The 13,959-nt window shown below is 34.1% G+C and carries 15 protein-coding genes; 6 read left to right on the top strand and 9 right to left on the bottom strand.

The annotated features are described in order from the left end of the window. Positions 1–6: 6 nt before the first annotated feature. On the bottom strand, positions 7–1,008 hold the full coding sequence (locus tag Q0845_RS04040) for an NAD(P)H-dependent glycerol-3-phosphate dehydrogenase (protein ID WP_298509507.1): 1,002 nt from the start codon (positions 1,006–1,008) through the stop codon (positions 7–9). 153 nt (positions 1,009–1,161) lie between these two features. Here Q0845_RS04040 and Q0845_RS04035 point away from each other — a divergent pair, with 153 nt between their 5' ends. The 4 genes from Q0845_RS04035 to Q0845_RS04020 all read left to right on the top strand — a co-directional run bounded on the left by Q0845_RS04035 (position 1,162) and on the right by Q0845_RS04020 (position 4,123). Then, on the top strand, positions 1,162–1,842 hold the full coding sequence (locus tag Q0845_RS04035; protein WP_298509505.1) for a GNAT family N-acetyltransferase: 681 nt from the start codon (positions 1,162–1,164) through the stop codon (positions 1,840–1,842). Positions 1,843–2,013: 171 nt separating this feature from the next. Next, positions 2,014–2,958 carry a nicotinic acid mononucleotide adenyltransferase gene (locus Q0845_RS04030; protein WP_298509502.1) on the top strand — a complete coding sequence of 315 codons (945 nt, stop codon included), beginning with the start codon at positions 2,014–2,016 and terminating at the stop codon, positions 2,956–2,958. 162 nt (positions 2,959–3,120) lie between these two features. Continuing rightward, positions 3,121–3,603, top strand: coding sequence for a peptidoglycan-binding protein LysM (gene lysM / locus Q0845_RS04025; RefSeq protein WP_298509500.1), 483 nt, complete (start codon positions 3,121–3,123; stop codon positions 3,601–3,603). Between the two features lie 133 nt (positions 3,604–3,736). After that, positions 3,737–4,123 (top strand): hypothetical protein, encoded by a 387-nt coding sequence (locus Q0845_RS04020; protein ID WP_298509497.1) that lies wholly within the window; start codon positions 3,737–3,739, stop codon positions 4,121–4,123. Positions 4,124–4,165: 42 nt separating this feature from the next. Here the strand turns inward: Q0845_RS04020 and nadD are convergent, their stop codons facing one another. Genes nadD through Q0845_RS04005 form a run of 3 tightly spaced genes read right to left on the bottom strand, consistent with a single transcriptional unit; the run spans position 4,166 to position 6,181 of the window. Further along, entirely contained in the window at positions 4,166–4,747 is a 582-nt protein-coding gene (nadD, locus tag Q0845_RS04015) for a nicotinate (nicotinamide) nucleotide adenylyltransferase (protein ID WP_298509495.1), read from the bottom strand. 4 nt (positions 4,748–4,751) lie between these two features. Beyond that, on the bottom strand, positions 4,752–5,333 hold the full coding sequence (gene gmk, locus Q0845_RS04010; protein WP_298509492.1) for a guanylate kinase: 582 nt from the start codon (positions 5,331–5,333) through the stop codon (positions 4,752–4,754). Further along, positions 5,333–6,181 (bottom strand): YicC/YloC family endoribonuclease, encoded by an 849-nt coding sequence (locus Q0845_RS04005; RefSeq protein WP_298509490.1) that lies wholly within the window; start codon positions 6,179–6,181, stop codon positions 5,333–5,335. The genes gmk and Q0845_RS04005 overlap by 1 nt, the downstream gene beginning before the upstream one ends. Before the next feature lie 176 nt (positions 6,182–6,357). On the opposite strand from Q0845_RS04005, the gene Q0845_RS04000 reads away from it, so the two are divergent. Continuing rightward, positions 6,358–7,035: a PrsW family glutamic-type intramembrane protease gene (locus Q0845_RS04000; RefSeq protein ID WP_298509487.1), complete on the top strand. Its 678-nt coding sequence runs from the start codon at positions 6,358–6,360 to the stop codon at positions 7,033–7,035. On the opposite strand, the gene Q0845_RS03995 is transcribed toward Q0845_RS04000, so the two are convergent. Next, the gene (locus Q0845_RS03995) at positions 7,022–7,990 is read right to left on the bottom strand and encodes an alpha/beta fold hydrolase (RefSeq protein ID WP_298509485.1); all 969 of its coding nucleotides are present in this window, start codon (positions 7,988–7,990) and stop codon (positions 7,022–7,024) included. The two genes, Q0845_RS04000 and Q0845_RS03995, sit on opposite strands and share 14 nt — an antisense overlap. A 35-nt stretch (positions 7,991–8,025) precedes the next feature. Between Q0845_RS03995 and Q0845_RS03990 the strand changes: the two genes are divergently transcribed. Continuing rightward, positions 8,026–8,502, top strand: coding sequence for a thioesterase family protein (locus tag Q0845_RS03990; protein ID WP_298509482.1), 477 nt, complete (start codon positions 8,026–8,028; stop codon positions 8,500–8,502). A gap of 163 nt (positions 8,503–8,665) precedes the next feature. On the opposite strand, the gene Q0845_RS03985 is transcribed toward Q0845_RS03990, so the two are convergent. The 4 genes from Q0845_RS03985 to Q0845_RS03970 are packed head-to-tail and all read right to left on the bottom strand — an operon-like array spanning position 8,666 to position 13,880. Continuing rightward, entirely contained in the window at positions 8,666–9,823 is a 1,158-nt protein-coding gene (locus Q0845_RS03985) for a sodium:calcium antiporter (RefSeq protein WP_298509479.1), read from the bottom strand. Between the two features lie 12 nt (positions 9,824–9,835). Then, positions 9,836–11,356, bottom strand: a complete 1,521-nt coding sequence (locus Q0845_RS03980; protein WP_298509476.1) for a kinase — start codon at positions 11,354–11,356, stop codon at positions 9,836–9,838. A gap of 10 nt (positions 11,357–11,366) precedes the next feature. Next, positions 11,367–12,815, bottom strand: coding sequence for a PP2C family serine/threonine-protein phosphatase (locus Q0845_RS03975; protein ID WP_298509473.1), 1,449 nt, complete (start codon positions 12,813–12,815; stop codon positions 11,367–11,369). A 3-nt stretch (positions 12,816–12,818) separates the two neighbouring features. Then, the gene (locus Q0845_RS03970) at positions 12,819–13,880 is read right to left on the bottom strand and encodes a TerY-C metal binding domain-containing protein (protein ID WP_298509470.1); all 1,062 of its coding nucleotides are present in this window, start codon (positions 13,878–13,880) and stop codon (positions 12,819–12,821) included. Positions 13,881–13,959: the final 79 nt, after the last annotated feature.

The following is a 13,959-nucleotide window of genomic DNA, read 5'->3' as shown; positions in this document are numbered from 1 at the left end:
ATTAAATTAATCCAACTTATCCGTTAGCTTTTTAAATACTTTCTTAGGATTTTTATTCTGATATAAAATAGCGTAGACAGCTTCAATAATTGGAATTTGTGTTTTCTTTTCGTTCTTCTGATTCAGTAAGAAAGCACTTTTAGTTGCATAATATCCTTCGGCAACCATGTTCATTTCCATTTGCGCAGATTTTACCGTGTATCCTTTTCCAACCATATTTCCGAACATACGATTTCGAGAAAATACCGAATATCCAGTTACTAATAAATCGCCCAAGTAGGCAGAATTATTAATATTACGCTTCATCTTGTGTACTTTTTTGATAAAGCGTTTCATCTCGCGAATGGCATTACTCATCAATACACTTTGAAAATTATCTCCATAACCGAGTCCATGCGCAATTCCTGCAGCGATGGCATATATGTTTTTCAGCATCACAGCATATTCAGTACCAATGACATCATCACTCACTTTGGTTTTGATATAATTGCTTGACAATTGATCTGCAATAGCCTGCGCTTTCACTTGATCGGCACAAGAAATGGTTAAATACGACAAACGTTCCAACGCAACTTCTTCCGCATGACAAGGACCAGCAATCACAGCAATATTTTCAAAAGGAATTTTGTATACATCATGAAAATGTTCGCCGACCAATAAACCAGATTCTGGAATGATTCCTTTTACGGCAGAAACAACAACTTTATCCGTAATATCAACCGTTAACTTTTGCAATTCGCCATAAATAAAAGCGGAAGGAATTACAAAAATCAATACATCTGCATACGAAGCAATTTCATCAAATTCATTACTTATTTTCAACTTATTCGTATTAAATTCTACAGAACTTAAATAACTTGGGTTGTGTTGTTCTTTTAGCAAATGTTCTTTTGTATATACGCTACGCATATACCATCCAACTTCGTCTAAATTTTCACAAAGCATCTTTACGATGGCAGTTGCCCAGCTTCCCGCTCCGAAAACGGCGTATTTTAATTTGTTGTCCATAAAAGGTTCATCTATGATTCAAAAATACACAAAATATCGTTGTAATGTGACTCCTGAAAATCAGAAGTTTACTCAAAAACTGAAATGAAGTTTTTTAAGTATCTTTCCATTACACAAAGAAAATTGAAAGACTGTTGATTCATTATAGTAAATATGAACATAGAAAAGAAGTTAGATAATCCTGTTTGGAATTCTTTACAGGAAACACATAAAAACCATGCTGTGACGTATGATGAGGTTGCATTTTACCATCCATCTTATTGTCCTTTTGGAGGTTTTATAAAGTCTCATGATGTAATGAATAGCATGAACGCGTATTCGCAGTTGGTGGATAGTTTTTATATTGTTGGAGAAAAACCATTGTTTTCAAATGAACTGACGTTACATAACAATCTAATTTGCCATCAAATGGTTCTGAAAAAAACGATCGACGTTGCCATCAATGAAGAGATTGTTGAATTAACAACAGAAGCTCAAAAAGCAGCTTTATTTGATTTGGTGAATCTGGTACAACCAGGTTATTTTAATGATAAAACAGCAGATTTAGGAAGCTATTTCGGAATTTACAAAGCAGGGAAACTAGTAGCTGTTACTGGCGAACGCATGAAAATGAATGAATTTACAGAAGTAAGTGCTGTAGTGACGCATCCTGAACATACCGGAAAAGGCTATGCGAAACAATTAATCAAACAAACGACTACACATATATTTAATCAAAACAAAACTCCCTATTTACATGTAGCGGCTTCCAATATTGGAGCAATTAAACTGTATGAAAAACTAGGATTTACAACTCGAAGAAAAATAAGTTTTTGGCACTTTAAAACAAGGTAAAAACAAAATTCCAAGATATGCATGTTTAAGTGTTAAGTCACAAGAAGTTATCTGGTAAAGTCATTACACACTTTCTTCTAATTTGAAATTGCTTTATAGAATTCAACTACATTTTGTTTTTTGGCACACGTTTTGAAAGTAATTAAGCATCAACAACAAAACGATTGGCTTATGAAAACTTTAAAATTACTTTTAGCAATTACATTATTTAGTTCTATGATGAGTTCATGTTATACAGAAGTTATTGTAGAAGACCCAATTATAGACGAGCCAGGAATTTCGTTAAATCAGTTGTTAAGCTCGTATGAATTGTGGTATATAAATATTAATCAAACAACTGGAAATGGTGAAGTACCATTTTTACAACGAGCATTTACAGTATCATTTATTAATGGAACTTTTTACGCAAACAACAACATTTCGGGAATTGGAACCAATGGAAACGGATATGGAATTGATGTTGGAGCGTACGGAACTAATTTTGACACTGTAGAGATTGATCATGATATTGATGGTTTCTATCCATTACGAGTTGATCAATTAAGTGCAAACAGAATTCGTATGTACGACGCAGCAAGTAATACCAGTTATTACTTAACAGGATATCAGCGTTCAAACTTTGATTATGACTTTGTATTCTATGATAATATTCACTACTTATTACAAGAATTTACAGCTTGGAAAAAAGTATATACAAGTCAAGAAGGAATGTTGAATGAGTTTGATAATGAAAATTTCTTAACCTTTTTAGCTGGTGGAAATGACGATACGTTCTTATCTTCAACAGATACAGAAGAGACTCCAATTGCAGATTTGATATACGATTACGAAGGAATATACACGGTATATGATGTAGAAGGTGATCCATATGCGAAAGTTTTAACATTAGATTATGATTACCTAGACAATGAATATTTCGAATTGAACGTTATTAATGACCAGACGATAGAGTTATTCCATCCAGATTCAGGAACAACCTATGAGTTTAATGGAAGAGGATACATTCAATACTTACGTCCATCAAGTGACGGAAGTTCAACAAAATTGAAACAATCTGATAAAAAACGTAAAAAAATTATCAATAAGAAGTTCAACAAGAACGACTTTGCGAAATAAGATATAAAAACTTTGGTTGGTTATTTAGTTTAGAAACAGTCTTTACATTCGTGTAAAGGCTGTTTCTTTTTTAAGAATTACATTTTTAATTGCTCTACTATTTTTATATCTTTCAAATAATAAAACGAACACCTAGCGCCAAAAACCTAATACCTAAAAAACATGAGTTTATTTGCTTTTATAAAAGATGTAGGAAACAAAATATTTGGAGGAAACACTACAGAAGAAACTGTAACATCTACAGAAAATACCGTTGATGAAAAAACCAATGCAGAAGCAGCCATTACTGAAGCTATTCACGATTTAAATTTGCACGTTGAAAATTTATGCGTTTCTCTTGATGGTGACACGGCCATCGTTTCTGGAACAGCCATAGATCAATCGACGAAAGAAAAAGTAGTGTTGGTTGCCGGAAATACAATGGGAATTGCCATGGTAGACGACCAAATGGATGTGGAAGAAAAAGCACCCGAAGCACAATTTCATACAGTAGCAAAAGGTGATACATTGGGGAAAATTGCAAAGCAATATTATGGCAACGCGATGAAATACCCAGAAATTTTTGAAGCCAACAAACCTATGCTGACAGATCCAGATTTAATTTACCCTGGACAAGTGTTGCGAATTCCTGTTTTAGATGCTTAAAGAAGCTGAAAACCTTTCGAATTAAGAATTTATATACAATTTGTGGTGAAAATACTATAAAAAAGGGGAAAAGTCCCCTTGTGCGGTATCTTGAAATCTTTCTAATATTGCCTAGCCTAAAAATAGTAACACCATGAAGAAAAAACGTGCTTTAATAATCATTCCGCTTACTGTATTATTATTGATTTTAATGGTGATTACTGCTTTTGTAGCTCCCAAAAAAGAAATCATTGGTGCTTGGGTATCACAGGAAAATCCAGCAGAAAAATTAGAATTTCGTCAAAATGGTGTTGGGAAATCGTATTCTGAAAACGAAGAAGGAAAGCCATATCATTACACTGTTTCTACAAAATGTGATGAATATAGTGCCTATAGTTCCTTGTTTGTAAAAATTATTGACGACAAAGAAAACTTTTCAAAATGCTACGAATTGAAAGATGCGCCAAGTCAAAATGATGACATTTTAGTGTTGGTAGACATGGAAAATAATGAAGAGCATTTGTATACTAAAATTTACTAATTCCCTAAAAGTCTAACAAGTCTAAGAAAGTCTAGACTAAATTTACTTTCTATAAAAATTCATTTCATCCACATATTTCCACACATTTTGCGGTAATAAGGGTTTGCAATTTTTAGTTTCTTTGATCGCATTTCGAATAAAAGTAGAAGAAATCTCCATGATAGGAGCCGCTACTTTATGAATTTTTGGATGGTCTGTAAATTGATGTTCCACAGTTCCTTCAGAAATACGCGGATACACATACACATGGTGGTTTTCCAAAATTACTTCGTAGTTTTTCCACTTATGCAAACTTTTCAAGTTGTCTTCGCCCATAATTAGGCAAAACTCGTCGTTTGGATATTTTTCTTGTAAATGCGCTAAGGTATTTACGGTATAATTAGGTTGCGGCAAATCAAACTCTATCTTGCTAGGTTTAATTTTTGGATAGTCTTCGGTAGCAATCATGACCATTTCATAGCGATGATGATTGTCCAATAAAGAACTTTTTTTCTTAAATGGATTATGAGGTGTAACCACCATCCAAATCGCGTCTAAATCGCTGTATTCGGCCATGTGGTTGGCAATTGCTAAATGTCCAATATGAATAGGGTTAAACGTACCAAAATACAAACCAATTTTCATCTGCTTATACTTTATCAATTTCTAAAAACTCAGCAACTATGCGTTCTGCTTCTGCTTTTGCAGTTGCTAAATCGTCATTCATAATTCTAACATCAAACTGTGGTGCATTTGCCATTTCAGCAGGTGCTTTGGCAATGCGCATATTAATTTTTTCTTGACTTTCGGTTTTTCGGTTTTTCAAACGAACAATCAATTCATTGATATGTGGCGGCTCTACAAAAACGGTCAAGGTTTCTTCTGGGAATTTTCGTTTAATTCGCAACGCGCCAACTACATCAATATCAAAAATGACATTCTTTCCTGTATTACAAATACGATCTACTTCTGTTTGTAGCGTTCCGTAATAGTTTTCAGGATACACTTCTTCCCACTCTAAAAACTCTTTATTTTTAATTTTCTGTCTAAAATCTTTTGGAGATAAAAAATAATAGTCTTTTCCTTCCACTTCATTTCCTCGTTTTTCACGAGAAGCTGCCGAGATAGAAAACTCTAAATTTAATTCAGGAATACCTAATAGATGATGTACAATAGTGGTTTTTCCAGCACCAGATGGAGCAGCAAATACAATTAGTTTTCCTTTTTTCATTACAATACGTTTAATAGTTGTTCCTTAATTTTTTCCAATTCATCTTTCATTTGTACGACCAATTGTTGCATGGGCGCGTAATTGGATTTAGAACCTATTGTATTGATTTCACGACCAATTTCTTGTGTAATGAATCCTAGTTTTTTTCCATTAGAATCATCAGAATTTAAAGACTTTGAAAAATAATCTAAGTGATTTGCCAAACGTACTTTTTCTTCTGTGATGTCGAATTTTTCTAAGTAATAAATTAACTCTTGTTCGAAACGATTCTCATCTACTTGTTCTTTCAAATCATCCAGTGCACGACGCAAACGTGTTTTTACAGAAACCATACGTTCATCGTCCATATCAATTACTTTTTGAAGCAACGCAGAAATATTTTCTACACGAAACAAAAAGTCTTTTTCCAACACTTTTCCTTCAGCAATTCGGTATTCATCCAATTGAGAAATAGCATGTTGTAAGGCATTTAAAATTACGTCAAACTCTTTTTCGTCAATTTCTTCACGTTCCGTTTTTAAAGAATCTGGCATGCGAACTACCATTTTCAACAACTCTACATCGTTGGCATCTGGCTGAATTTCACGAAGCTGATTCATGTATTCTTTTACAACTGCCTTGTTAATTACCGTTGAAGTTTGCTCTGCAGTCATTTCTATATACAAAGAAAAATCAACTTTTCCACGCAATAACGTTTTGGCAATTTTTTTACGCATTAGCAATTCTTTTTCCCTGTAAGAAGAAGGAATACGCGCATTCAAATCTAAACTTTTGCTATTGAGTGATTTTAACTCAATCGTTATTTTTTTAGACGGAAGCTGTTCTACAGACTTTCCGAATCCTGTCATAGATTTTATCATACGGCAAAAATAATAAAATTAGTGACAACGCCTTCGTTTATGCATGTCTATTCTGTATGTTTTCAAGACTTTCAATAAAAATATTTTTAGAGTTATTTATAGGATAAACCTTAAGAAATGCTTCTTTTTATCTCTTGTTTTTTTATTTTTGAGAAAATAACCTAATGCCATTAATATTATTATCCATTGCTCCTGCGCTGTTGGTCATAATTTATATCTATTACAGTGATAAATATGATAAAGAACCGCGACACCTCCTATTTATATGTTTTTTATTAGGAGCCATTGGTAGTATTTTAATTTCTTCGGTTTCTCATTTAGTTACTTCACAATATTTTCCAGAATTAGAAATGCCTGTTATCTGGATTCAATTCCTTAAAGCCTTTATTGTAGTGGCTTTGGTGGAAGAATTTAGCAAGTATATTTTTGTACGTTATTTTGCGCAACGTCACAAAGAGTTTGACGAACCCTACGATGGTATTATGTATGCTGTGATGGTTTCTATGGGATTTGCCGTCACAGAAAATTTAGCCAATTCGTTTCAAGGAGGCATTGAAGTTGCGCTTTACAGAGCTTTTACAGCTGTTCCTGCACATGCTACTTTTGGGATTATTATGGGATATTATATGGGAAAAGCCAAATTTTCCAGAAAACGAATTAAGTTCAACCTTATTGGATTAGGTTTGGCAACAGTATTCCATGGAACATATGATTTCTTTTTGTTTATCCGTTATATTCCAGGAGTTGTTACTGGTGCATTTATGTCTTTGGCAGTCGGAATATTATTGTCGCAAAAAGCCATACGGATTCACCAACGGAATTCACATTTTAGGCCAAAGTAGCAAAATCAAAGGCTCTTTTTTCGTTATAATAAACACCTCCAGTATTATAAAAACCAACATGTCCGCCGTATTTCGGAATTTCTAAATAGAAATTTTCATGCTGTTCGGCTTCTTCAATAGGAAAACAACTCTTGGACAAAAACGAATCATTCTTCGCATTAATCAATAAGGTCGGAATTTTAATGTATGGAATAAACTGTTTGGAAGAACACTTTTTATAATAATCGGCCGCATCATTAAAACCATGTGCTTTGGAAGTGTATAAATTATCAATGAGAAACATTGAATTTGCTTTTTTGATATCTTCTAGACTGATTAAACTAGGAAAAGACTTGTGTTTGTCTACTAACTTTTTTCGCAAATTTTTAATAAACATTCTACTATACAAATAATTTTCTACACGACGCATCTGTTTTAAAGAACCTTCTAATTGGCAAGGCGCAGAAACCGCAATTGCCGCTTTTATTTCAGTAGGAACAGGAATGGGTTCGCCCAAATACTTTAACAGCATATTTCCGCCTAAGCTAAATCCTTTTAAAATAATATGAGAATATTGAGAATGGTTGGTCAAAATATGTTCAATAACTTCTCGTAAATCTTCGGTAGCACCAGCATTGTAAGCTCTGTACAAACGGTTTGGTTCTCCGCTACAACTTCTAAAATTCATGGCAACCGCATCATATCCATTGCGATTAAAGATTTTGGCAGTTCCTTTAATATATGCACGTTGCGCATTTCCTTCCAAACCATGCAAAATCACAATAAGTTTGGAAACATTTTTATGATAGGCAGCAAAACTCCAGTCTAAATCTATAAAATCTTGATCGTGTAACGTAATGCGTTCTCGCTTATGGTAAACACCAGAAACCTTTCTGTATAGACCGGCATGGATAGTAGAAAAATGCCCGTTTTTAAAAATAAGTGGTGGATTGTAATGACTTTTAATTATTGGCATGTTATTTTTGAAAATAAAAAAATAAAATAAATATAATGTATTTTAAAGAATTTGACATTCGTTGGAGTGATTTAGATGCAAATCGTCACTTAGCTAACTCGGCATATATCAATTTTATGAGTCATACACGTATGGGTTTTTTGATTGAAAATGGTTTTACGCAAAGAGAATTAGCCAAAAACAATATTGGTCCTGTGGTGTTTTATGAACACATGTATTACTTTAAAGAGGCATTTCCTGGAAAACCAGTAAAAGTATCGCTAGAAGTTGCAGGATTAAGTGAGGACGGCATGTTTTTCGAGTTTCTTCATAATTTTTATGATGCGAATGGAAAAAACTTTGCAAGCTGTGAAATGATGGGCGCTTGGATCGATTTGAAAACGCGTCAATTAATTGGATTGCCTTCACAATTTAACGAAGCACTACGCAATGTGCCACGCGCAAAAACCTTTAAAATCTTAACCAAAGAAGACACGCGTCGATTTGGTAAAAAGCCTGAAAACTTAGGATAATATTACTAAAAAATAAGGTTGATTGAAGAGTTATTCAAAATGTCAAATCGAGCGCAGTCGAGATTCAAATGAAACGCATATTTTTCTATTGTTCTCAACTGCGCTCGAACTGACAAAGTTTTGTCTTTTCAGTAAGCCTTATTTATAATTTTCTACGATTCCGTTACTTCCAGAATCTGAGTGTATCTATGTAATTATTGATACTTTCTAACCATGAGCTAACTTCTGCTGCAGCTCCAGAATCTACAGATCTACCGAAAATGTATACTGTAAATACCACATAGATTAAAAGTAATAATACAGCGCTTATAATGCCCATTTTTGGCTTTGCGATGTATATAATGAACGCAAGTAATGTAAATATGAATAGCAAGATTCTTAACTCTGATACATTTTGAACAGTATCAGGAGACATTGCAATTGGTCCATAGAAAATTGTAAACAAGAATAATGGGAAACCTAAGGCAAAACATACATCAAAAATATTACTTCCTAATGCGTTTGATACAGCATCATCATAATTTCCTTTTTTAGCATCTTTCATAGACAGAATAGTATCTGGTACACTTGTCGCTGCACTCGCTAAAATTACTGCTATAAAGTAGATAGGAATTTCTAGTTCATCTCCTAACCATTCACATGATTTTACTAATAATAAACAAGCGCCACCAATAACAAGCATCGTTGCAATTAATAATGCCCATCCATTTTTTGAGTTGATTTTATCTTTTACAAATACAGGTTCGAGGTTTAGTGTAATAAGATTCATGAAAAATCCAGCATCAGCTTCATCTTCTTCCTCATCATCATCTTCGTCTTCTTCCTCTTCATCTTCTCCAGATCTTTTCATGGAAGTCAGCATATACGTTGCATAAGCTGCATATAATCCCATTAAAATAAGTCCATGCGTCCAATTTAACGAGTTGTCTCCTAATAAGAATATTAAGACCAATTCACAGATTAAAAGCGAAATACCATCTCTTAAAAGTACTTTTTTAGACACTTCTACATGAGAGGTAACACGTTTTAAGACTACTACTAAAATTACAACGGCAGGAATAATCATTCCATTAAAAATAGCACTACCTGCTGTAGTTCCAATTCCACCAGCAAATCCATCTCGATCTTTCAATACAAATAGGAAAAATAGTGTTGTAAATAGCTCTGGCATCGAGGAGCCAATAGCATTAATGGTTGCGCCACGAACACCTTCACTGAGATTTCTTCCCAAATATTCTGAGGCGGCTTCAAAGCCATCACTTGCTCGCCATATAATGATACAGCATAGCACAATTAGTAGTATTGAAAAAAGAGTCAACATAGTACAGTTAGTTTATTGATTAGTTATTGTTATAGTAGCTACTCTTGTTCCTTTGTCGGTAGCTAAAAGTATTTTATTTCCGTTGATGAGTTCTACGCTTTGTCCAGGTGGAATTTCCGTATCGTTAGATACATCTTTTAGTGTGGTTAAATTTTCATTGATAAGTAACCATTTTCCATTATGGAAAGCGAAGTAACCAAGTCGTTTTTTATCGTAATTCGTCAGTTTTTCATTTCTGATGATATTTCTGTCTACATGCCATTTGTGTAATGTGGTATTGTGACAAATTACCAAACGTTGATTTTCAGGCTTCCATACATTCGGTTCAAGCTGAAAGAAAAAGTCTAAAATTGGAATAGATTGTTTGTATTGTGTGCTGCAAAAAGGGCATTTGGTTACTTTAGAATTGTCAAAAATAAACCATTGTTGGTCGCAGGTTGCATTGCTACACTTTAGTTTTAAATCGTCTGTTTTTATCAAAGCTTGTTCCCAACTTTCTGCAATTGGACGTTCTCTAGGGTTTTGCAACCCTTTTATGAATGCCTGATCAAAAAGTTCTTTTAAGTACGGACCTGCAATAGAGTAGGGCGTACTTTTTAAATCGGTCCAAGGATGAAAATTTTTGACATTATCACCGTATTCTCGTTTGAAATTACGGTTGCTGTCATCGGTTGGATGCTCAACAAACAAGGCTTTTGAGCCCATTAGTAAATCTTCTTCTTCTTCTGTTTCTATTTGTCCAAAGTAGTTTCCGCCACGCAATGGATGTCTGTAAAACAGATACATGTAAATTAATACTGCCAGCGCATGTAAATCGGTAAGTCTGTTTGGTAAATTTCTGTTCGGATCTTTGGCATCTAAATGTTTGGTAGCAATTACTTCTGGCGCAATAAAATCGGCAGTTCCAATAACTTCTGGTGGATATAATCCTGGTACGACTAAACCGTCAATATCAATAATTGCAGCAGTTTTCGATACAGGATCAATCAATACGTTTTTATAGGACAAATCGGAATGCGCCAAACCAGCGGCATGCAATCGCTTTACGCCACGTGCAATATTGACACATACTTGAAAATAACTCAACCAGTTTCCAAGTTCAGATTTTGCCAAGCGCAATTTTGAAGTTTTCGATCTAAATTTGGCACTTGCATACCATTTTCCTTCTTTTTCGGCACCTTTCAGTAAGTCTAGATTTTCATATCCTTTCGCAAAAAAGAAATCTTTAGAATACGTTGGTACTACAATGCCAATTAAGTCTTTTTCAGAAATAACATCTGTAGGCCAAGAATATAATTTTTTATAATAATCGCCGCCTTCTCGTTCAAAAAAGCTTTGGTAATATGTTGTAACGATTTTTTTTAATCGCTCAATAGAATTGTAATTTTGTTTATCTCTGTAAAAGGCAACAACATAGTCTTTGTTAGGACTGAAATATACATCTTTCATTCCTCCACGCATAGGGTTTCCATTATCAACGTATTGATATGTTTTGCTAGTGTTTATTATAGATGTTACTGTTTTTGTTGCCATACTAAAGTTTCTAATAAATGATTGCTAAAGTTCGATCATCATGGTTTCCTTTGCTCCAAAAATTCATCCAATTGCTCAGTTGTGCTTCGGCTTCTGGTAATTCTGCGGCAAAATCAACTCCTATTTCATCTTCATTTTCTCCTTCTAAATCTGCTATAAATTCAAGCCACTTTTCAGTTTTTTCTAAATTGGCTTCTACTTCAAATTTTGGATCATAAATACCATCTGTCATTAAAAATAGGTATGAGAAATCTGGTATAATGTGCACTTTAAATCGAGTTGCCATGGGTCTTTCTTTCGAATGAAATATAGAAGGTTGCGTAATAAAGCGTGTGCCGCCACCAAATTCACCAACATCCAACCAATTTAATAAGCGAGCGTTTGTTTTGTCTTTTTTTACGATGCCAATTGGACAATCGCCCACACCAAATGTGAGAAGTACATATCCTAGTTTTATTTTTTTCATAGCGGTTACAATCAATGTGGTATGAAAGTATTCCGAATGATAGGAAGCGTTCTTTTTTGTGAAAAATTCTGAATATTTTTCGTGTGTTTCTGCTGCTACAGTATTGATTTTATTGTGTGTATGCAATACCGCTTTGTATAACAGTTTTTTAGCTTCGTTTTTTGTTTCTTCTAAGATTGTTTCATCTCTATTTTCATCAAACTCGTCTAATTTCGCTTCAATTTCGTCAAGTTTTTTACTTGGAAGAATTTCAGTTTCGAAATAGTTGACAATTTCAGTACATGCAATTCTTGAACCTTCTCTTGAAAAAATAGCGCTTCCTGCTCCATCGGCAACAGCGATCACACTCCAGTCGTTTTCAGGAAAGTGTTTGTATGCAAAATCATCATCTCTAAAACTACCGTCATTTTGATGCGATCGTCCTCTATTGGAAGATACAATAATAGATTTTTCGCCTAAAGAACCCGAAGCAGATTTGTTTTCTTCTTTCCAAAAAATAGCTTCTTTATCACTCGGAATATTTTTCCAAAGTGATTTCGGATCTGGATTGAAGACAATATCAATTAATTTCTCGTTAGGTTCAGTAGTTTCAGGTTCACCTTCAACCTTAAATTTTATTTTTATTTTGTGGTTTCCACTGATTTCTGGAGTTCCTTCGAGTGTGAGTGTTTCTTCATCTAAAACTAGTCCAAGTTCGTCAAGACCTTCAAAGCTATATTGAACTACATGATGTTGCTCAAAAAGAAACTTATTGATCGTATGAGTATATGGAATATTTTGCGTGCCATTAGGAACACGAATGGTTTCATTCTTGAAGTCAATGATACGCATATTGATTTCCCATTTTGCCATAATCTCGTTTTGGATGTCTATTATTGTTTGTGCTTTGTGTTGAAAATATTCGTCATTACTAAATTCTTCTAACAATTGTTCGTTTATTACTTTGTTTTTAGTAGTGAGTAATTTTTTTATGTATTCATTTGGAGAAATCATGAATTATCCTTGTGTACGATTTACATCAAATCCGCCAGTTCCGGCACCGTATCTTCCTTGGTTTCCACAGCCTGGACAGGTTGAAACTTCTTCATCTCCAATACAATGAATTTGCGTACACTGACATACTGCAAATGCAATTTGATTTCCACAACACGGGCACGTTGGTGCGCCAATAAGTTCTTCGGTGTTTACTGTGAAATTTACTTCATTGTTGCCTGATAATTCTTTGTACGTATGATCATCTACTTGATACGCACCATTAAGTCTGTATGCTTTTGTACCTAATTCTACACCGCCAAACATGGATGGTTTGATGACTTTTTTATACTTCATCAAATAGTTCTTTTTGGTGTTTTGACACAAAGCGCTAATGACAACAAAGTTATCGTCTACTTTATTTCTATTTTCAGTTGGAATGTCTTTGGTGACATCAACTTCTTCTAAATTGTCAGATCGTAAATTGGCAAGTTCAAAGCCAGATTTGTTATTTTCAACACTTTCACTGCTTGTTTTAATGGAATCTGTTACCCATTTGAAGAATTCTTTATACGCAGTATGATCCGTGTTTTTAAGATGGATTATATTTTCTGTAAGCTGATTTAGAATATGTGTATCTGCGCCATCACCTAAAGAAACTGCGACTAAGTTTGCGGTAGATCTCCAGTTATTTTGCCATTCTCTAATAGCGATACTACTATCATCTGTAGGAACACCATCGGTAAATAAAAACACAATAGGTTTCCAATCTCCTTTTTGTTGTGCTGTAGTGCGCACTAAATTTTTTCTAAGTTCAAACATTAAGTGTCCCAAACCTTTTCCTAAAGAAGTACCACTTCCAATAGGGAATTTTGGTGGGTAAAAACTTATGATGTCTTGCAGCGGAACCAATGTTTTAGCTTCTCCTGCAAACACTATAATTGAAATCCACACTGTTTCAAGTGCTCTCGGATCTGTTTTTAGTTCTTGGATAATATTTGCGATTCCGTCTTGTACTTCGCTGATAGGATCGCCTACCATAGATTCAGAAACGTCGATTAGAAAATATATAGGTAATCTTCTCATGCCATTAAAATTAATAATAATAAAATTAGTAGTACAAATTGTGTAGTATCTATAGATATTCCATTACCAACTTGATGAG

The organism is uncultured Kordia sp. (assembly GCF_947489565.1).
Classification (GTDB): Bacteria; Bacteroidota; Bacteroidia; order Flavobacteriales; family Flavobacteriaceae; genus Kordia.
Note: the sequence above shows the minus strand (reverse complement) of the source record. Positions and strands in the feature narration are given on the sequence as shown.